The sequence below is a fragment of the Pseudomonas imrae genome, from assembly GCF_046352735.2.
Taxonomy (GTDB): Bacteria; Pseudomonadota; Gammaproteobacteria; order Pseudomonadales; family Pseudomonadaceae; genus Aquipseudomonas; species Aquipseudomonas imrae.
Window position 1 is genome coordinate 3,027,704 of sequence record NZ_CP110853.2, and the last position, 19,718, is coordinate 3,047,421.

Here is a 19,718-nt window from a genome sequence, read left to right on the forward strand (position 1 = left end):
GAGTAGGCATTCTACTCGCTGTGTAGATTTGCATAAATCAACTCAGCAAGCTTTTTACTGATACCTGGGGCTTTGGCTATTTCTTCGATGCTGGCACGAGACAGCTCCTGCAATCCACCAAAATGTTTTAACAGCTCTCGCCGCCGCATCGGCCCGACCCCCGCAATCCCTTCCAGGGTTGAGGTTCGCCGGGTTTTGCCGCGACGGGCGCGGTGCCCGGTAATGGCGAAACGGTGGGCTTCGTCGCGGATCTGCTGAATCAGGTGCAGCGCCGGCGAATCGCCCTTCAAAGTGAACTCATGAGCCGCGTCGTTCAAGTACAACGTCTCGAAACCGGCCTTGCGAGTCGCTCCCTTGGCCACGCCGAGCAGGATCAAGTCGGGCACCGCCAGTTCGTTGAGTACGTCACGGGCCATGGACAACTGGCCTTTGCCGCCGTCCACCAACAGGATATCGGGCAGCTTGCCCTCCCCATCCTTCAGCTTGCTGAAGCGTCGGGTCAAGGCCTGGTGCATGGCGGCATAGTCATCACCTGCGGTGACGCCTTCGATGTTATAGCGCCGATAATCGGACTTGATCGGCCCTTCAGGGCCGAATACCACGCAAGAGGCCACGGTCGCCTCGCCGCTGGAGTGGCTGATGTCGTAACACTCCAGGCGCTGGGGTGGCTCGTCCAGCTTGAGCACATCGGCCAACGCTTCAAAACGCGCAGCAACGTGCTGGCGGTTGGCCAAACGTGCGCTCAGCGCTTGCTCGGCATTGGTCACGGCCAATTGCTGCCAGCGTGCACGCGTGCCACGCACCCGGTGGCTGATATCCAGCTCACGCCCACGCAGCTCGTGAATCGCCTCGATCAACGCCGGGAAGTCTTCATGAACCACGTTGACGATCAACTCTCCCGGCAGGTCGCGCTCGGGACTGCTGACGTAATACTGGCCCAGGAATGCCGCCATGACCTCGGCGACGTCTTCCTCGATACCCGTCTGCGGGAAAAAGTTCTTGCTGCCCAGCACGCGTCCGCCACGCACGCTGATCAAGTGAACACAAGCGCCACCTGGGTTGACGAAAGCCGCGATCACGTCCACGTCGCCAGTACCGCCTTCCATACTTTGCTGGTCCTGGACCCGTCGCAGCAAGGAAACCCGATCCCGAAGCTCGGCGGCCCGCTCAAAGTCCAACGTACTGGCGGCCTGCTCCATGGAACCGGACAGCTCGTCCGCCAATGCGTTACTGCGTCCTTCCAGGAACATCACGGAGTGACGCACATCCTCGGCATATTCCTCAGGCTCAACCAAACCCACGCAGGGCCCCTTGCAACGCTTGATCTGGTATTGCAGGCAAGGGCGGGTCCGGTTTTTATAAAAGCTGTCTTCACACTGGCGCACGAAAAAGGTTTTTTGCAGCAGGCTCAGGCTCTCACGAATCGCACCGGCGCTGGGATAAGGACCAAAATACTTGCCCTTCTGCTTCTTCGCTCCGCGATGGATGCTCAGGCGCGGAAAATCGCCGTCCGATAAAAACACATACGGGTAAGACTTATCGTCACGCAGCAGAATATTGTACGGCGGCCGCCATTCCTTGATCAGCGTCTGCTCAAGCAGCAGCGCTTCGGTTTCATTGGCGGTGATGGTGGTTTCAACCTGGGCGATACGCCCCACCAGTGCGGCGGTCTTCGGCGCCAGGCCAGTCTTGCGGAAGTAGCTGGCCAGTCGCTTCTTGAGGTTCTTGGCCTTGCCGACATAAAGCAGGCGCGCCTCGATGTCGAACATGCGATACACGCCCGGACGGCCGCTGCAGGTTGCGAGAAAGGCGCTCGGGTCAAACGTGGTGGTTAATTCAGAGGCTTGCATTTCAGGCGCTGGCGTCCACCATGCCGTGGCGAACCGCCAGCAAGGTCAATTCAACATCACTGCTGATGGAAAGCTTCTCGAAGATTCGATAACGGTAGGTGTTCACGGTTTTTGGAGACAGGCAAAGCTTGTCGGAAATCGACTGGACCTTTTGGCAGCCCACAATCATCAAGGCAATCTGAATCTCGCGCTCGGACAACGCATCGAAGGGAGAATCATTGACCGGCTGAAAGGACTTGATGGCCAATTGCTGGGCAATCTGCGGGCTGATGTAGCGCTGGCCGGCAAATACCAAGCGGATAGCCTGCACCATTTCGGCCAGGCCAGCACCTTTTGTCAGATAGCCAGCAGCACCCGCCTGTAGAAGCCTTGTAGGAAAAGGATCTTCTTCGCACACGGTCACGACAACGACCTTTATGTCCGGATGGCTGCGCAATAGCTTGCACGTGGCACCAAGACCGCCGATCCCGGGCATCTTGACGTCCATCAAAACCACATCGGGCTTCAACTCCCGGGCCTTGATCAGGGACTCCTCTCCCGATTCGGCCTGGCCGACTACTTGCAGGCCATCGATGTCAGCCAGCATTCGTGTAATGCCTGTACGAACGAGATCATGGTCATCGACTACTAGCACCCTAATCAAGCAGACACCTCGCGATATGGTCTTATAGGTTGCCGGACACCTTAGCAAAAAACCAAGGCACAGACCTAGCCGCAAGCGTCATATATATAGAGTTTCAATACGCTACGCGCGCCTTCATTGCTCCGCCAGCCTCGATGGCTGCGAGGAAGCCGACCGACAGTCACGCTCCATCCGCCAGAAGCAGTCCTCTTCACCGACAATGTTAAACCCCATGCGCTGATACAGGCATTTGGCCGGGTTGTTTTTGAACACAGTCAGCCGCAACAGCCCGCTCCCCTCCGCGCGCGCCTTTGCGGCCATCTGCTCAAGCACCCAACGGCCCGCCCCTTGCCGGCGAAAGGCCGCCAGGATGTGCAACTCGCGGATATACAGCGCATGGGCATCCCGGCTCAGACTGATAAAACCCAGCAGCGTGACACCTGCGTAAATCAGCCAACTTTCCCGGCCTGCCCACGCGGTGTCGAATCCCTTGTCGGACCACAAAAGATGGTACTGACGATAATAGTCACCCATCGCTTGTTGAGTGAGCGCGCGGGCAAACGCCAAGTGCTGGTCCGACGCAGCCTTGAGTTGAAATGTCATATCCAAACGCCCTCTCTTCAAATCTCCACGCACTGCCCGGTCCAGCGGCCCGCCTCCCTGCGTGCGATCACCAGTACTTCACCGACACCCTGCGCAGCCGCGATCAAACAACCGTCTTCGCCCCATATCGCACTGCGCCCGGCACACTGCCAGCCACCGGAAGGGCCGCCGTGGTTGGCCATGAGCACCACCATCGCATGCTCGGCTGCGTATCCCTGGAGCAAAGCAGTGTCCGCCGCGTAACCACTTTCACCGATCAAGACACCTGCGGCATATACCGTGGCGCCCAGTGCGGCGGCGGCACGGGGATGGCTGGCGTGGGCAAAGTCGGCACATACGGCGAGGGCGACGCGGTCGTCCCCCCACACCAGCGCCGCACCGCCGGTACCCGGGGCGAATGCCAGCTCCTCGCCGGGGTGCAAATGCTGTTTGCTATAGACCGCCAACGAGCCGTCCGCCGCCATCACCAACGCACCGATCAACACCTGCGACCCCGATGGCAGCCTGATTGGCATGCCGACTACCGCTGTCATGCGCAATTCGCGGGCCATTTCCCGCAGCGGCGCCAGTACGCTATCCCCAGGCGCTATCGCCAACTCACTCGCCAATGACGGCTCATACCCCGTCAAGGACAGCTCCGCAAATACCAGCAATTGCACACCCTGCTCCGCCGCTGTACGCATGAATGCCAGGTGTCGTTCGATATTTGCCGGCAGGTCACCGGCAACAGAAGCAGTTTGAGCGGCAGCAATGGTAAAGGCGGGCATAGTCACGTCCAGGCAATCATGTGATGCGTTAACCCAGCATATCGGCAGTTCGCCATAGCGGTAAGTATCCAGGGTGATAGAAATTACTGATTGAATCCTCCAGCACGCCTCTAGTAAGCTCCGGCAATCATTTGGAGAAACCCCATGTTGCAACTCACCCTCATCCAGGATTGCCCCCGCTCCGACGCCCTGCGCTCGGTCGTGGCTACCTGCGTGACCGGTTTGAGCGCACTGGTCAGCTTTTATTTTGGGTATTGGTTTAGCCACTGGCGCGCCTGATACCTGAAATCGGCGCCCACTAATCAAGGGGTCGCCTACCAGAGAAATCTAACCCCCGGTCGGCTCCCCGACCGGGGGTTTTGTTTTTTCAGCCCGTTCTTTTTGTACAGACCGAATATTTAAAGGAAATCAGCACATGAACTACACCACTTATTACCGTTACGACATCAGCACCGCCTGGCGATTTAGCAAGCTCCGTTCGGGACAGCCTGCCGCCTCCGATCGGTCGCCTATCGGTGGCAAGCCAGTACACGCAGCCAATACGGCCAATTGTCGAACACCCCAGTAGGGCCTGCGCGCGGGAATGACCCGCCGCTTGCCCAGGAAGCCTTGAATATGAACTCCTCCATCGCCGCCCTGCCTGTTGCCAACCGATCCAGCGCCAATGAGACGCTGACCCAGCGCTTGCCCAGCGCCCTCGAGCTCAAACATCAGTTGCCCCTCAGTCCGTTCCTGACCGAGCAAATCAACGCTCATCGCCAGGCTGTGCGTGCCATTCTCAATGGTGAAGACTCCCGCCTGTTGATCATCGTCGGCCCTTGCTCGATCCATGATCCCGAATCCGCCATGGAATACGCGCGCAACCTGAAGAAACTGGCCAATGAGGTCAGTGACCAGATGCTGCTGGTGATTCGCGCCTACGTCGAGAAACCTCGCACCACGATCGGCTGGAAAGGCCTGGCCTACGACCCGCACCTGGACGGCAGCGATGACATGGCCGCAGGCCTGTCGCTGTCTCGGCAATTGATGCGCGAAATGCTGCGCCTCGGCCTGCCGGTCGCCACAGAACTGCTGCAACCGATGGCTGCAGGCTACTTCGACGATTTGCTCAGTTGGGTGGCCATCGGTGCCCGTACCACCGAATCCCAGATCCACCGAGAGATGGCCAGCGGCCTAGGCATGCCGGTCGGGTTCAAGAATGGCACCGACGGCGGCGTGGCCATTGCCTGTGATGCGATGCGCTCGGCAGCCCATCCACACCGGCACTTCGGCGTCGACAGCCAGGGCCACCCGGCGATCATTCAGACCCCGGGCAACGCCGATACCCACCTGGTCTTGCGTGGCGGTCATCGCGGGCCGAACTACGACCGGCAAAGCGTCGTCCAGGTGAAGACCGACCTGGCGACCAGCAAAGTGGCACCGCGGCTGATGGTCGATTGCAGCCACGCCAACAGCGGCAAGGACCCGATGCGTCAACCGGCGGTATTCAATGACGTGCTGGAGCAGCGCCTGCAAGGTGACACCGCGTTGATCGGCATGATGCTGGAAAGTCACCTCTTCGAAGGCTGCCAACCCTTGAGCCCTTCGATGCGCTACGGCGTCTCGGTGACCGACGGCTGCCTGGGCTGGGATGGGACTGAACAGTTACTGCGCGGGGCGGCTGATCGACTGCGCGAACATCATGGGAACTTTGCCGGGAAATAACCGCCTGAATCCGGTAGGCTCACCTTTTTTATTCAAGGAGTTATCCCTCATGGCCAAAGCTACCGCCCGCCACATCCTGGTTGCCACTGAAGACAAGTGCAACGAACTGAAGACCCAAATCGAAGGCGGCGCTGATTTCGCAGAAATCGCCAAAGCCAACTCCACCTGCCCATCGAGCCGTGACGGCGGCAACCTGGGTTCGTTCGGTCCTGGCCAGATGGTCAAGGAATTCGACACTGTAGTGTTCAGCGCACCGGTCAACACCGTGCAAGGCCCGGTGAAAACCCAGTTCGGTTATCACCTGCTTGAAGTAACCAGCCGCCAGGACTGATCAAGCCCTTTGCGTAAGCCGACGGCCCGCCTTTTGGTGGGCCGTTGTGTATGTGTGGCAGCATGGTGACTGGCGACACGTGCGCGGTTAGCGTACAAATCCCCTTCCCTCTTCACCCGGCGCTCCAAGGCTGATAATGCGACTGGACTTCCTTACCTCACTCGGCTCGACCCTGCTTTGCTCCACCCTGGCCCTGCTACTGACACACTCGGCGGCCATGGCGGCACCACAACCCTCGCTTACCGTCTATGGCGAGCCCGCCAAATACCCCAGCGGCTTCAGCCATTTCGATTACGCCAACCCCGAGGCGCCCAAGGGCGGCAGCCTGAAACGCTCGGCCATCGAGATCGGCCGCTTCGACCACGTCTTGCCGTATATCGACAAAGGCATCGGTGTCTCCCAGATCGACGGTTGGGTGTATTCGCCGCTGGCCCAGCGTTCCCTGGATGAGCCCTATACCGTGTACGGCCTGGTGGCCGAACAGATGGAGCGTGCCGATGACGGTCTGTCGCTGCGTTTCTATCTCAACCCCAAGGCCCGGTTCGCCGACGGCAAGCCCATCACCGCCGAAGACGTGCGCTACAGCTTCGACCTGTTGATGACCCAGGGCAGTCTGCGTTTTCGCACCCTGTTTGCCGACGTCAAGCACGTCGAGGTAGAAGGCCCCCGCCAAGTGCGCTTTGACTTCTCCAGCAACCAAAACCGCACCCTGCCCCTGGATATCGCTTCCCTGCCGGTACTTCCCGAGCATTGGTGGAAAACCCGCGACTTCGCCAACGGCGGCAGCTACGAAGCGCCGCTGGGCAGCGGTCCGTATAAGGTCAGCAAAATCAACTCCGGCAGCACTATCACCTTCCAGCGCGACCCCGACTGGTGGGGCAAAGACCTGCCTGTCAGCCGTGGCCTGTACAACTTCGACCAGTTGAGCCTGGAGTATTTCGGCGATACCGAAGTCGCCCGCCAGGTCCTGCGCGGCGGCGCTTACGACTTCAACCGCGAGTTTTCCGCCACCGGCTATACCATCGGCTACAACGGCCCGGCCCTGGACGATGGCCGCCTGCAACGGGCACATCTGGCCAAAGCAGCACCGCAGACGGCCCAGGGCTATGTATTCAACGTGCAAAAACCGGTATTCCAGGACCGCCGCGTACGTCAGGCCCTGGCCATGCTCTGGGACTTCGAATGGGCCAACCGGCAGATGATGCGCAACCTGTACATCCGCCAGCAAAGCTACTTTTCCAACAGCCCGCTGGCCGCCACGCAACTACCGGATGCGCGGGAGCTGGCGATTCTGGAACCGTTGCGCGGGCAGATCCCCGACGAGGTTTTTACCCAGGTATTCAAGGCCCCGACCACCGACGGCAGCGGCATGATCCGCGACAAACAACTGCAAGCCCTGGCGCTGCTGGAAGACGCCGGCTGGACGCCTAAAGGTGACAAGTTGGTGAATGCCGCGGGCGAGCCGCTGGAGTTCACCTTCCTGAATACCCAGAGCGGCATGGAGCGTCTGCTGCTCCCGTACAAGCGTAATCTGGCGCAGATCGGCATCACCTTGAATATCCGCCGCATCGACTCCTCCCAGTACGTCAACCGGGTGATGGCCCGTGATTACGACATGATTGTCACCGGCTTCCCCGTCACCACCTCGCCGGGAATGGAGCTGTACAACTACTTCGGTTCCTCCTCCGCGTTCGACCCCGGCGCCAACAATTACATCGTCTTGAAAAACCCGGCGGTGGACACGCTGATCACCGGCCTGGTGCGTGCAACCACCCAGGAACAGATGCTCAGCTACGCCCATGCCCTGGACCGGGTACTGCAATGGAATTACTACTGGATTGCCAATTACTACCCACCAGGCACCTCTGCCGCCTGGTGGAACCGTTTCGGACGCCCGACCATTGAGGCGAGCAATGACGAAGCCCTGGAAACCTGGTGGGAAGTCAGCCCGACGCCGCTGACCAACGAACAGATGAAAACCCGTCTGAACACGCCGCGAGGTACCCGTTGATGTTGGCCTATATCGTGCGCCGCCTGCTGCTGATCATTCCGACGCTGTTGATCATCCTGCTGGTGAACTTCATCATCGTCCAGGCCGCGCCCGGTGGACCGGTGGAGCAAGCCATCGCCCACCTGCAAGGCATTGGCGACAGCGGCGTCGGTGGTTCATCAACGGATGCCATCAGCAGCGGTTCGCGGGCCAGTCGCGGCCTTGACCCGAAACTGATCAAGGACATCGAAAAACAATACGGTTTTGACAAGCCCGCCCCGGAGCGCTTGTGGCTGATGCTCAAGAGCTACGCCCAGTTGGACTTCGGCAACAGCTTCTTTCGCGGCTCGACTGTGATCGACCTGATCCTGGAAAAAATGCCGGTGACCATCTCTCTCGGGCTGTGGGCCACGCTCATCACTTATCTGGTGTCGATCCCGCTGGGGATTCGCAAGGCGGTACGCCACGGCAGCAGTTTCGATGTGTGGAGCAGCACGGCCATTGTCATTGGCTACGCGATGCCGGCGTTCCTGTTTGCGATGTTCCTGATCGTGGTATTTGCCGGCGGAACGTCGCTGAACTGGTTTCCAGTGCGCGGTCTGGTCTCGGAAAACTTCGAGCAGTTGAGCACCGTCGGCAAGGTGGCTGACTATTTCTGGCACCTGGTCCTGCCCGTCAGCGCGCTGGTGATCGGCGGTTTCGCCACCCTGACCATCCTCACCAAAAATTCGTTCCTCAACGAAATCACCCGCCAATACGTGGTCACCGCACGCGCCAAGGGCCTGAGCGAGCGCCGCGTGCTCTACGGCCACGTGTTTCGCAACGCCATGCTGCTGGTGATCTCCGGGATCCCCCAGGCGTTTATCAGCGTGTTCTTTGCCGGGTCCTTACTGATCGAGGTAATTTTCTCCCTCGACGGCCTGGGCCGCATGAGTTACGAAGCGGCTGTATCGCGCGACTATCCGGTGGTATTCGGCTCGCTGTTTATCTTCACTCTGTTTGGTCTGTTGATAAAACTGATCGGTGACCTCTGCTACACCCTGGTGGACCCGCGTATCGACTTCGCGGCGAGGAACGCCTGATGCTCAACCTGTCCCCCGTCGCGCGCCGGCGCTTTGAACGTTTCAAGAAAAACCGTCGTGGCTGGTGGTCTCTATGGCTGTTTATCGGCTTGTTTATCCTGACCCTTGGCGGCGAACTGGTTGCCAACGACAAGCCCTTGGTACTCAGCTATCAGGACCAGTTGTATTTCCCGGTATTCAAGCGCTACACCGAACAACAGTTCGGCGGGCAACTGCCGTTCCAGGCGGATTACCGCAGCGACTATGTACAGCAACTGATCAACAAGGACGGCGGCTGGATGCTGTTCCCGCCGATCCCCTTCAGCGATGACACACCCAACTACGAGCTGACCCGTCCTGCTCCCAGCCCGCCGTCCTCGGTGAACTGGCTGGGCACCGATGATCAGTCGCGAGATGTAATGGCGCGGGTGATCTTTGGCGCACGGGTGTCGATCCTGTTTGCACTGGCCCTGACCGCCATCAGTGCCGCGATCGGGATTGCCGCCGGTGCGTTGCAGGGTTATTACGGCGGCTGGGTCGACTTGCTCGGCCAGCGGATCCTTGAGGTGTGGTCAGGGCTACCGGTGCTGTACCTGCTGATCATCCTCTCGGGTTTCGTCGAGCCCAATTTCTGGTGGCTGCTGGGCATCATGGCGCTGTTTTCCTGGCTGGCCCTGGTAGACGTGGTGCGCGCCGAGTTCCTGCGCGGGCGCAACCTGGAATACGTCAAGGCGGCACGCGCCCTGGGCCTGGGTGACGGCAAAATCATCCGCCGGCACATCCTGCCAAACGCCATGACCGCCACCCTGAGTTATTTGCCCTTCATCCTGACCGGTGCGATTTCCACCCTGAGCGCCCTGGACTTTCTCGGCTTCGGCATGCCGGCGGGCAGCGCATCCCTTGGTGAGTTGATCGCCCAAGGCAAGCAGAACCTACAGGCACCGTGGCTGGGCCTGACCGCATTTTTCACCCTGGCGCTGATCCTGTCGCTGCTGGTTTTTATCGGCGAGGCGTTGCGCGATGCCTTCGACCCACGTTCATGAGTGAATCCGTATGAGCGACAACCTGATCGAGATCCGCGACCTGTGTGTCGCCTTCAACGGCCAGACCGTGGTCCGCAACCTGGGCCTGGACATACGCCCCGGCGAGTGCCTGGCCCTGGTGGGCGAATCGGGTTCGGGCAAGTCGGTGACGGCCCATTCGATCCTGCAATTGCTGCCCGGAGCCGGCACTGAAACCACCGGTTCGGTGCGTTATCGCGGCCAGGAGCTGCTGGGCGCCGACGCCGCTACCCTGCAAAAGCTGCGCGGCAACCGCATTGCAATGATCTTCCAGGAGCCGATGACCTCGCTGAACCCATTGCACAGTATCGAAAAGCAGATCGGCGAAATCCTGCTGCTGCACATGGGCCTGGGCGGCAAGGCCGCGCAAGCGCGAATCCTCGAGTTGCTGGAGCTGGTGGGCATCCGCAATCCCCAGGAACGCCTCAAGGCCTACCCCCATCAGCTGTCCGGCGGCCAGCGCCAGCGGGTGATGATCGCCATGGCGCTGGCGTGTGAACCGCAACTGCTGATCGCCGACGAACCGACCACAGCACTGGATGTGACGGTGCAGCGCAAGATCCTGCTGCTGCTCAAATCCCTGCAACAGCGCCTGGGCATGTCATTGCTGCTGATCAGCCATGATCTCAATCTGGTGCGCAGCATTGCCCAGCGAGTGTGCGTTATGCGCGCCGGGGAAATTGTCGAGCACGCCGATTGCCAAACCCTGTTCAACGCCCCGCAGCATCCCTATAGCTGCCTGCTGCTGGACGCCGAACCGGCCGGTGCCGCCCTGTGCCTTGACGAGCGCGAAACCGTATTGCAAGTCGATGACCTGAGCGTGCAATTCCCCCTTGGTGGCGGCTTGCTCCGCCGCAAGGCGTACTTGCGCGCGGTGGACGGTATCAGCCTGAGCCTGCAACGGGGCAAGACCCTGGGCATCGTTGGCGAGTCCGGCTCCGGCAAATCAACCCTGGGCCAGGCAATCCTGCGCCTGCTGGACTCCAGCGGCGGCATCCGCTTCCAGGGCGAAGCCATCGACAGCCTGACGCAAAAGCAGATGCGCCCGTGGCGCAAGCAGATGCAGGTGGTATTCCAGGACCCCTTCGGCAGCCTCAGCCCACGCATGTCGGTGCAACAGATCATCAGCGAAGGCCTGGAAGTCCACGCGCCCTGTAGCCTCAAGGAACGCGACGCACAGGTGATCAAGGTGCTGCAGGACGTCGGCCTCGACCCTGCCAGCCGCCATCGCTATCCTCACGAGTTCTCTGGCGGCCAGCGCCAGCGTATCGCCATCGCCCGCGCCCTGGTGCTGCGCCCGGCGCTGATGCTGCTGGACGAGCCCACCTCCGCCCTCGACCGTACCGTGCAAAAGCAAGTGGTGGCGCTGCTGCGTGAACTCCAGGACAAGTACGGCCTGACCTACCTGTTTATCAGTCATGACTTGGCGGTGGTGCGCGCACTGGCCCATGACATGATCGTGATCAAGGACGGCAAGGTTGTGGAGCGCGGGCCAAGCCATGCGGTTTTTGATTCGCCGCAACACCCCTACACCCAAGAACTCCTCGCCGCCGCCTGCGTGTAAAACGGATCAGCCGCCATGACCCCCATTGAAAGCCTCAAGGACTACCCTCACGTTCGCGGCCTGGCGATCCAGTCGCTGTTCGAGATCATTGAACAGTCCAGCGAAGGCACGGTGATAGTCGACCGCGACGCCAATATCGTGTGGATGAACGAGCGCTACGCCAAGCGCTTTGGCCTGCAAAGTGCCGACCAGGCCATCGGCCAGCCGTGTGAGCAGGTGATTTCCAACAGCCTGCTGCGCCAGGTAGTACGCAACGACCGGCCGATCCTGCTGGATATCCAGGACACGCCAAAAGGTCCGCTGGTAGTCATGCGCTTGCCGATCCACGACGACGCCGGAGCCGTGATCGGTGCCATAGGTTTTGCCTTGTTCGATGAGTTGCGCAACCTGTCGCCGCTGATCGAGCGCTACCTGAGCATGCAACAGGAACTGGCCTCCACACGCTCGTTGCTGCGCTCGCGCCAGAGTAAATACAACTTCGCGCACTTTATCGGCACCAGCGCCGCCAGCCTCGAAGTCAAACGCCGGGCGCGGCGAAGCGCGAGTGCCGAGTCGCCGGTGTTGCTGCTGGGTGAAACAGGCACCGGCAAGGAGTTGCTGGCCCAGGCGATTCACGGCGCTTCCCCGCGCGCCAGCAAAGCGTTTGTCAGTATCAACAGCGCCGCCATTCCCCATGACCTGCTCGAAGCCGAATTCTTCGGCACGGCACCTGGGGCCTTCACCGGCGCCGACCGCAAGGGTCGCCCCGGCAAACTGCGGATTGCCCAGGGAGGCACGCTGTTTCTCGATGAAATCGGCGACATGCCCTTGCCACTGCAAAGCAAACTGTTGCGAGTGCTGCAGGAAAAAGAATACGAACCGGTGGGTTCCAACGAGATGGTCCACAGTGACGTACGGGTGATTGCCGCCACATCCACCGATCTTGAAGCGGCGATCAAGCGCGGCGAGTTTCGGGCGGACCTGTATTACCGCCTCAACGTATTGCCGATCCAGGTACCGCCATTGCGCGACCGCCTGGATGACCTGCCAGCCTTGAGTGAAGCGATTCTCGAAGAGCTGCGCAGCCAGCTAGAATTGGACTCGGAGGCCTTGGCGTTGCTGGCGCAACATGCCTGGCCGGGAAATATCCGCGAACTGCGCAACGTGCTGGAGCGCGCAGCGCTGCTCAGTGATGACTTGATATTGGACGCCCGCGAGATTCGTGCGGCGATTGGCAGGTTCAGTCCGATGGCACGCAGCACCGTGGCGCCAGTCGAGGTGGAAACGTTCAGCGTGGCGCGGGAGCGATTTGATCGACAACTGATTGGCGCGGCATTGAAGCAATGCAAGGGCAATGTGGTCGAAGCCGCCAAGCGTCTGGGGCTGGGACGCTCGACTTTGTACAAGAAAATGCTCGCCCTGGGCATCCCGCAGTCTCAATAAAGAGACAAAATCTCTATATAAAGATATTCCAGATGTGGGAGCGGGCTTGCTCGCTCCCACATTTGATCTTTGTCTGTCTCTAAATAGAGACGCAGCCTACAGTAAATTAGATAATTTATATAAATATCAATGAGTTATTAACTTGGCACAATTCCCGCTATAGCCCCTTCCCAAAGCGTTACCCCACAAAAATAACAATCCGATGGAGACACACCATGAGTGTGATCATTGCCCTGGCAGCCCTCGCGCTGCTGATGCTGGCCGCCTACCGTGGCTATAGCGTTATCCTGTTTGCCCCCATCGCCGCCCTCGGTGCTGTCCTGCTCACCGACCCTTCCGCCGTCGCCCCCGCGTTTACCGGGGTGTTCATGGAAAAAATGGTCGGCTTCATCAAGCTGTATTTCCCGGTATTCCTGCTGGGTGCGGTGTTCGGCAAGCTGATTGAGCTGTCTGGTTTCTCCCGCTCCATCGTTGCCGCTGCGATTCGTGTGCTCGGTACACGCCAGGCGATGCTGGTGATTGTGTTGGTATGCGCCCTGCTGACCTACGGCGGCGTGTCGCTGTTCGTGGTGGTGTTTGCGGTGTACCCGTTCGCCGCGGAGATGTTTCGCCAGAGCAATATCCCCAAGCGCCTGATTCCTGCGACCATCGCCCTCGGTGCGTTTTCGTTCACCATGGACGCCTTGCCCGGCACACCGCAGATCCAGAACATCATCCCCAGTACCTTTTTCAACACCACCGCCTGGGCCGCGCCCTGGCTGGGGGTCATAGGTACGATTTTTGTGTTCTGCGCCGGCATGCTTTACCTGGCGCGCCAGCGTAACAAGGCCCAGCGCGCCGGCGAAGGCTACGGCACCGAGTTGCGCAACGAGCCGGAAACTGCTGAGAACCTGGCGCTGCCCAACCCGTGGATCGCCCTGTCGCCGCTGCTGCTGGTGGGCATCATGAACCTGCTGTTCACCCATTGGATTCCCCAGTGGTACGGCAAGACCCATAGCCTGAGCCTGCCAGGCATGAGCGCACCGGTCACCACTGAAATCGCCAAGCTCACCGCGATCTGGGCCGTGCAGGCAGCGTTGCTGGTGGGGATCATCATGGTGCTGGTGTCTGGCTGGTCGGCCATTCGCAGCAAACTCGCCGAAGGCAGCAAGAGCGCGGTCAGTGGCGCATTGCTGGCAGCGATGAACACCGCCTCGGAATACGGTTTCGGTGCGGTGATCGCTTCGCTGCCAGGCTTTCTGGTGTTGGCGGACTGGCTCAAGGGCATCCCCGACCCGTTGGTCAACGAAGCGATTACCGTGACCCTGCTGGCCGGTATCACCGGTTCCGCGTCTGGCGGCATGAGCATCGCGTTGGCGGCGATGTCCGAGAGCTTTATTTCGGCGGCCCATGCGGCCAATATTCCGCTTGAAGTGCTACACCGGGTCGCGGCCATGGCCAGCGGCGGCATGGACACCCTGCCCCACAACGGCGCGGTCATCACGCTGCTGGCGGTCACCGGGCTGACCCACCGCGAAGCCTATAAAGATATTTTCGGCATCACCATCATCAAGACCCTCGCGGTGTTCGTGGTGATCGGTACCTTCTACGCCACCGGCATTGTGTGAGGCTTTCATGACGACTTTAATTGGCAAGACCGCCCTGGTGACGGGCTCTACCAGCGGTATCGGCCTGGGGATTGCCCTGAGCCTGGCCAAGGCCGGCGCCAACCTGATCCTCAATGGTTTCGGCGATGCCAGTGCGGTGATCACAGAGGTCCGGGCGTTCGGTGGCAAAGTCGGCCATCACCCCGCAGACGTCAGTGATCCGGCACAGATCGCCGACATGATCAGCTATGCCGAGCGCGAATTCGGCGGTGTCGACATCCTGGTGAACAACGCTGGTATCCAACACGTGGCGGCCGTTGAAGACTTTCCGCTGGAGCGCTGGGACTCGATCATTGCGATCAACCTGTCCTCGGTATTCCACAGCACGCGCCTCAGCCTGCCGGGCATGAAAGCCAAGGGCTGGGGGCGGATTATCAATATTGCGTCGGTACACGGCCAAGTCGGCTCAGTGGGCAAGGCGGCCTATGTGGCGGCCAAGCACGGGGTGATCGGCTTGACCAAAGTCGTCGGCCTGGAAACCGCTACCAGCAATGTCACCTGCAATGCTATTTGCCCAGGCTGGGTGCTGACGCCGCTGGTGCAAAAACAGATTGATGATCGCATTGCCACCGGCGTTGAAGCACTCCAGGCGCAACAGGACTTGCTGGCCGAGAAACAGCCGTCGCTGGAATTTGTCACCCCACCGCAGTTGGGGGAGCTGGTGCTGTTCCTGTGCAGCGAAGCCGGCAGTCAGGTGCGCGGTGCGGCGTGGAATATCGATGGTGGCTGGCTGGCGCAATAGAGCCGGCAGTTGATCTGTGCACGACCATCAATAACAAGAGGCCAATAATGTCCGAGATCCTCTGGCAACCCAGCCCCGAACGCATCCGCAACACCCGGATGGACCAGTTCCGGCGTTTTATCAATGATCGCCACGCCTTGCAGCTCCGCGATTACCCTGCCTTGCATCAATGGAGCATCGACCAGCGTGCGGATTTCTGGCCGGCGATTGTCGAGTTCTTCGAGGTGCAGTTCCGTACACCGCCCAGCGCCGCACTGATCGAAGGGCCACAGATGCCCAGCGCGCAATGGTTTCCCGGGGCCACGCTGAATTTTGCCGAGCACCTGCTGCGTCGCCGCGACCAGCATCCGGCGGTGGTTGCCATCAGCGAAGACGGCCAGCGTGAACAACTGACCTACGCCGAGCTGGCCCGCCACGTCGCCGGCCTGCAACGCAGCCTGCGAGCCGCAGGCGTCGGCATTGGGGATCGAGTCGCCGCCTGTATGCCCAACACCTGGCAAACCCTGGTTGGCATGTTGGCCACCACCAGCCTGGGGGCCATCTGGTCCTGCTCTTCACCCGACTTCGGTACCCAAGGCGTCATCGACCGCTTCGGCCAGATCGAACCCAAGGTACTGATCACCTGCGCCGGTTATCGCTATACCGGAAAAGTCATCGACCAGAGCACCAAGCTAAATGAGATCCTGGCGCGCCTGCCCAGCCTGGAACAGTTGATCGTTGTGCCTTATTCACGCCCCGAGGCGCGTATCGAGGACTATCAGACCCAGGCCAAGGTTGCCCTCTGGGAGAATTTCTACAGCGCCGGCGGCGAACCGGAATTTGTCGCCGTGCCTTTCGACCACCCGCTGTACATCCTCTACTCCAGCGGCACTACCGGTGTACCCAAATGCATCATCCACGGCACCGGCGGCGTGCTGCTGACCCACCTCAAGGAACACGGCCTGCACGCGGATCTGTCGCCGGATGATTGCCTGTTCTACTACACCACCTGCGGCTGGATGATGTGGAACTGGCTGGTCTCGGTGCTGGCCATCGGTGCCACGGCGATACTGTATGACGGCTCGCCGTTTCATCCCGGCCCCGAACGGCTGATTGACCTGATCGACCAGGAGCAGATCAGCGTCTTCGGCACCAGCCCGAAATTTCTCACAACCCTGGAAAAGTCCGGCCTGCAACCACGCCTGAGCCACAATCTGGGCAGCCTGAAGGGCTTGATTTCCACCGGCTCGCCCTTGTCACCCCAGAGCTACGATTACGTGTACCGCGAGATCAAGCGGGAACTGTGCCTGTCGTCGATGTCCGGCGGCACCGATATTGTGTCCTGCTTTGTGATCGGTAACCCGGTGCTGCCGGTACGGCGTGGCGAGATGCAATGCAAGAGCCTGGCGATGGCTATTGAGGTCTGGGATGACCAGGGCCAGCCACTGATTGGTGAAAAAGGCGAGCTGGTATGTACCCGGCACTTTCCGGCAATGCCCATCGGCCTGTGGAACGACCCGCAGCAGGAAAAACTGCGGGCTGCGTATTTCAGCCAGTTTCCTGGCGTCTGGGCCCAGGGTGACTACGCCGAACAGCGACCTGGTGGCAGCCTGCTGATCCATGGGCGCTCGGATGCAGTCCTCAACCCTGGTGGCGTGCGTATTGGCACTGCGGAGATTTACCGTCAGGTGGAAAAAGTCCCGCAGGTCCTGGAAAGCCTGGCCATCGGCCAGCGCTGGCAGGACGATGTGCGGGTGGTGCTGTTCGTGCGCTTGAATGACGGCGTGCAGCTGGACGCAGCACTTGAACAGCAGATCCGTGACGTGATCCGCGCCAATACCACGCCCCGCCATGTGCCAGCGAAAATCCTCGAGGTCACGGACATTCCCCGCACCATCAGCGGCAAGATCGTCGAGTTGGCGGTGAGGAACGTCGTGCATGGCGAAACGGTGAAAAACACCGACGCACTGGCCAACCCCGAAGCCCTGGAGCAATTTCGCAACCGCCCTGAACTGGCATTGCGATGAAAGGTTTCAGCGCTGACGCACTCATTTGAAGAGAAACCCCTCAAGCATGCTATTTTTCGAGGGGTCGCCGGCCGTTCCCACACCCAGGGATAACCGGCTCTTGTCATTCTTCAAAGCATTGCACGCGGGAAACTTGCATGAACGGAACGTCCACCGGCAGCGAAGCCTGCGCACTGATCGCGCGGCTGGACTGGGGAAAAAGCCCCCTCGGTGATGCCAAAAACTGGCCACAAAGCCTGCGCACGGCGATCGATATCGTCATCCACTCCCCGATGCCGATGCTCCTGCTGTGGGGCGAAGAGCTCACGCAGATCTACAACGATGGCTTTGCGCTGCTGGCGGGCAACAAGCACCCGCAAGGCTTTGGCCAACCGACCCACCTGATCTGGCCAGAGTTCGAAAGCTTCACCGATCCGATCTACAGCGCCGTATGGGGCGGCCAGGTGCGCAGTTTCAGCGAGCAGCGTTTTATCCTGCAGCGCAACCATCGCGACACTGAAATCTGGCTTGACCTGACCTACAGTCCGATCCGCAACGAGCGCTGCCAGGTTGCGGGCATCCTCGTCACCGCCATCGAAACCAACGAGCGCCGGCAATTTGCCCAGGAACTGCAACAACGCTCCGAAGAAAGCCTCAAGGCCCAGCACAACACCGAACAACGCCTGCAACTGGCCTTGGCCGCGACAGATGCGGTAGGCACTTGGGATTGGGATATCCGCAGTGATCGCTTTATTGCCGACGCGCATTTCGCCCAACTGCATGGTGTTCACTCTGAGCAGGCCGATCGGCTGCCCATCAGCGACTATCTGCTTGGAGTCCACCCGGAAGACCGTGGCATGGTGACCCGCAGCATCAAGCATTGCATCGCCCACGGCACCGAGTACGCCGAAGAGTATCGCCTGCTCCAGGCCAACGGCCAGGTGCGCTGGGTATTCGCCCGTGGCCGGTGCTACAAGGACCATCATGGCCGACCAGCCCGCTTCCTCGGCGCCGCCCTGGACCTGACCGAACGCAAACACACCGAACAGGCGCTGCGCCACCTCAACGATACCCTCGAAGAGCGCGTGAACCAGCGCACCCAGGCGCTGGCCGAAGCCAACCAGCGCCTGCAGAACGAGATGTTCGAGCGCGAACGCGCCGAAGACGCCCTGCGTCATGCACAAAAGATGGAAGCCGTCGGTCAACTCACCGGTGGCATCGCCCATGACTTCAACAACATGCTCACCGGCATCATCGGCAGCCTGGACCTGATGCAGCGCTACATCGCGGCCGGTCGCAGCGAGGAGATTGGCCGCTTCACCGACGCCGCCGTGTCATCGGCCCATCGGGCTGCCGCATTGACTCATCGTTTGCTGGCCTTCTCCAGGCGCCAGTCCCTGGATCGACGGCCCATCGATCCCAACCAGCTGGTAACGTCCCTGGAAGAACTGTTCCGTCGCACCAAGGGCGCCCATATCGAACTCATGGTGCAACTGGGCAGCGATATCTGGCCGGTCAATACCGACGCCAGCCAACTGGAGAACGCCCTGCTCAACCTGGTGATCAACGCTCGCGACGCCATGCCCGATGGCGGACAGTTGCGTATCGAGACAGCCAACAGCTACCTGGATGGCACCGATATCATCACCCTGGAGCCGGTCAAGGCCGGCGATTACGTGATGCTGGGCGTCTGCGATAACGGCGCCGGCATGACCCCGAAGATCCTGGCCAAGGCCTTCGATCCGTTCTTCACCACCAAGCCCATCGGTCAGGGTACCGGCCTGGGATTGTCGATGATCTACGGCTTTGCCCAGCAATCCGGTGGTCATGTCACGATCCAAAGCGAGCCCGACCGCGGCACCTGCGTACGCCTGTACCTGCCGCGCCTGCATGGCACCGCCCTGGAGAAACATCCGCCTGAAAGCCCCTGCGAAGCACCTGTCGCCCTGGACGGCGAAGCGGTGGTGGTCGTCGAGGATGATCCGGCGGTGCGCATGCTGGTGGTCAACGTACTGGACGAACTGGGCTACACCGCCCATCAGGCCGCCGATGCACGGGCCGCGCTGCCACTGCTGGAGTCTGACCTGCGTGTGGACTTGCTGGTAACCGATGTCGGCTTGCCCGGTATGAACGGTCGACAATTGGCGGAGATTGCCCGTCAACACCGTCCGGGGCTCAAAGTGTTGTTTATGACCGGTTATGCCGAGAAGGCCGCCGAGCGCCAGGGCTTTCTCGAAGAAGGCATGGACATGGTGGCCAAACCGTTTTCGATTGACCTGCTGGCCACTAAAATTCGCAGCATGATCAACGCCAATCAGAAAGTTGATGCATAATCGCGCGCCTTCAAGCCCGACCGTTGCAAGGTAACTG

16 protein-coding genes are annotated in these 19,718 nt (G+C 60.4%); 12 read left to right on the forward strand and 4 right to left on the reverse strand.

Annotation, left to right across the window (positions count from 1 at the left end):
• Positions 1 to 11: 11 nt before the first annotated feature.
• The 4 genes from uvrC to OQ460_RS13470 form a co-directional block, all read right to left on the reverse strand.
• On the reverse strand, positions 12 to 1,850 hold the full coding sequence (uvrC, locus tag OQ460_RS13455) for an excinuclease ABC subunit UvrC (RefSeq protein WP_410017964.1): 1,839 nt from the start codon (positions 1,848 to 1,850) through the stop codon (positions 12 to 14).
• A gap of 1 nt (position 1,851) precedes the next feature.
• A complete protein-coding gene (gene uvrY, locus OQ460_RS13460; RefSeq protein WP_410017965.1) occupies positions 1,852 to 2,493 on the reverse strand; it encodes a response regulator transcription factor GacA in 642 nt (213 codons plus the stop codon).
• A gap of 114 nt (positions 2,494 to 2,607) precedes the next feature.
• Complete coding sequence (locus tag OQ460_RS13465; protein WP_410017966.1) at positions 2,608 to 3,075, reverse strand: GNAT family N-acetyltransferase; 468 nt, start codon at positions 3,073 to 3,075, stop codon at positions 2,608 to 2,610.
• A 17-nt stretch (positions 3,076 to 3,092) separates the two neighbouring features.
• Complete coding sequence (locus OQ460_RS13470; protein WP_410017967.1) at positions 3,093 to 3,842, reverse strand: carbon-nitrogen hydrolase family protein; 750 nt, start codon at positions 3,840 to 3,842, stop codon at positions 3,093 to 3,095.
• 144 nt (positions 3,843 to 3,986) lie between these two features.
• Between OQ460_RS13470 and OQ460_RS13475 the strand changes: the two genes are divergently transcribed.
• From OQ460_RS13475 to OQ460_RS13530, 12 genes are all read left to right on the forward strand, one after another.
• Positions 3,987 to 4,121, forward strand: a complete 135-nt coding sequence (locus OQ460_RS13475; protein ID WP_410017968.1) for a hypothetical protein — start codon at positions 3,987 to 3,989, stop codon at positions 4,119 to 4,121.
• A 336-nt stretch (positions 4,122 to 4,457) separates the two neighbouring features.
• Positions 4,458 to 5,546 carry a 3-deoxy-7-phosphoheptulonate synthase gene (locus OQ460_RS13480; protein WP_410017969.1) on the forward strand — a complete coding sequence of 363 codons (1,089 nt, stop codon included), beginning with the start codon at positions 4,458 to 4,460 and terminating at the stop codon, positions 5,544 to 5,546.
• A gap of 49 nt (positions 5,547 to 5,595) precedes the next feature.
• Positions 5,596 to 5,877 (forward strand): peptidylprolyl isomerase, encoded by a 282-nt coding sequence (locus OQ460_RS13485; RefSeq protein WP_410017970.1) that lies wholly within the window; start codon positions 5,596 to 5,598, stop codon positions 5,875 to 5,877.
• 136 nt (positions 5,878 to 6,013) lie between these two features.
• Positions 6,014 to 7,888 (forward strand): extracellular solute-binding protein, encoded by a 1,875-nt coding sequence (locus tag OQ460_RS13490; protein ID WP_410017971.1) that lies wholly within the window; start codon positions 6,014 to 6,016, stop codon positions 7,886 to 7,888.
• A complete protein-coding gene (locus OQ460_RS13495) occupies positions 7,888 to 8,949 on the forward strand; it encodes a microcin C ABC transporter permease YejB (RefSeq protein WP_410017972.1) in 1,062 nt (353 codons plus the stop codon). Before OQ460_RS13490 ends, OQ460_RS13495 begins: the two co-directional genes overlap by 1 nt.
• Positions 8,949 to 9,971 (forward strand): ABC transporter permease, encoded by a 1,023-nt coding sequence (locus OQ460_RS13500; RefSeq protein ID WP_410017973.1) that lies wholly within the window; start codon positions 8,949 to 8,951, stop codon positions 9,969 to 9,971. Before OQ460_RS13495 ends, OQ460_RS13500 begins: the two co-directional genes overlap by 1 nt.
• Before the next feature lie 10 nt (positions 9,972 to 9,981).
• Complete coding sequence (locus OQ460_RS13505) at positions 9,982 to 11,553, forward strand: ABC transporter ATP-binding protein (RefSeq protein ID WP_410017974.1); 1,572 nt, start codon at positions 9,982 to 9,984, stop codon at positions 11,551 to 11,553.
• 15 nt (positions 11,554 to 11,568) lie between these two features.
• Entirely contained in the window at positions 11,569 to 12,975 is a 1,407-nt protein-coding gene (locus OQ460_RS13510) for a sigma-54 interaction domain-containing protein (protein ID WP_410017975.1), read from the forward strand.
• A 215-nt stretch (positions 12,976 to 13,190) separates the two neighbouring features.
• Entirely contained in the window at positions 13,191 to 14,582 is a 1,392-nt protein-coding gene (locus tag OQ460_RS13515; RefSeq protein WP_410017976.1) for a GntP family permease, read from the forward strand.
• Positions 14,583 to 14,589: 7 nt separating this feature from the next.
• A complete protein-coding gene (locus tag OQ460_RS13520) occupies positions 14,590 to 15,363 on the forward strand; it encodes a 3-hydroxybutyrate dehydrogenase (RefSeq protein ID WP_410017977.1) in 774 nt (257 codons plus the stop codon).
• A 47-nt stretch (positions 15,364 to 15,410) separates the two neighbouring features.
• Positions 15,411 to 17,369 (forward strand): acetoacetate--CoA ligase, encoded by a 1,959-nt coding sequence (locus OQ460_RS13525; protein WP_410017978.1) that lies wholly within the window; start codon positions 15,411 to 15,413, stop codon positions 17,367 to 17,369.
• A 137-nt stretch (positions 17,370 to 17,506) separates the two neighbouring features.
• The gene (locus OQ460_RS13530; protein ID WP_410017979.1) at positions 17,507 to 19,681 is read left to right on the forward strand and encodes a hybrid sensor histidine kinase/response regulator; all 2,175 of its coding nucleotides are present in this window, start codon (positions 17,507 to 17,509) and stop codon (positions 19,679 to 19,681) included.
• The last annotated feature ends 37 nt before the right edge of the window (positions 19,682 to 19,718 follow it).

Coding starts and splice junctions, on each gene's coding strand:
- OQ460_RS13475 (WP_410017968.1), top strand. CDS start 3,987: ATGTTGCAACTCACCCTCATCCAGGATTGCCCCCGCTCCGACGCCCTG.
- OQ460_RS13510 (WP_410017975.1), top strand. CDS start 11,569: ATGACCCCCATTGAAAGCCTCAAGGACTACCCTCACGTTCGCGGCCTG.
- OQ460_RS13515 (WP_410017976.1), top strand. CDS start 13,191: ATGAGTGTGATCATTGCCCTGGCAGCCCTCGCGCTGCTGATGCTGGCC.
- OQ460_RS13485 (WP_410017970.1), top strand. CDS start 5,596: ATGGCCAAAGCTACCGCCCGCCACATCCTGGTTGCCACTGAAGACAAG.
- OQ460_RS13500 (WP_410017973.1), top strand. CDS start 8,949: ATGCTCAACCTGTCCCCCGTCGCGCGCCGGCGCTTTGAACGTTTCAAG.
- OQ460_RS13470 (WP_410017967.1), bottom strand. CDS start 3,842: ATGCCCGCCTTTACCATTGCTGCCGCTCAAACTGCTTCTGTTGCCGGT.
- OQ460_RS13530 (WP_410017979.1), top strand. CDS start 17,507: ATGAACGGAACGTCCACCGGCAGCGAAGCCTGCGCACTGATCGCGCGG.
- OQ460_RS13525 (WP_410017978.1), top strand. CDS start 15,411: ATGTCCGAGATCCTCTGGCAACCCAGCCCCGAACGCATCCGCAACACC.
- OQ460_RS13520 (WP_410017977.1), top strand. CDS start 14,590: ATGACGACTTTAATTGGCAAGACCGCCCTGGTGACGGGCTCTACCAGC.
- OQ460_RS13505 (WP_410017974.1), top strand. CDS start 9,982: ATGAGCGACAACCTGATCGAGATCCGCGACCTGTGTGTCGCCTTCAAC.
- OQ460_RS13480 (WP_410017969.1), top strand. CDS start 4,458: ATGAACTCCTCCATCGCCGCCCTGCCTGTTGCCAACCGATCCAGCGCC.
- OQ460_RS13465 (WP_410017966.1), bottom strand. CDS start 3,075: ATGACATTTCAACTCAAGGCTGCGTCGGACCAGCACTTGGCGTTTGCC.
- uvrC (WP_410017964.1), bottom strand. CDS start 1,850: ATGCAAGCCTCTGAATTAACCACCACGTTTGACCCGAGCGCCTTTCTC.
- OQ460_RS13495 (WP_410017972.1), top strand. CDS start 7,888: ATGTTGGCCTATATCGTGCGCCGCCTGCTGCTGATCATTCCGACGCTG.
- OQ460_RS13490 (WP_410017971.1), top strand. CDS start 6,014: ATGCGACTGGACTTCCTTACCTCACTCGGCTCGACCCTGCTTTGCTCC.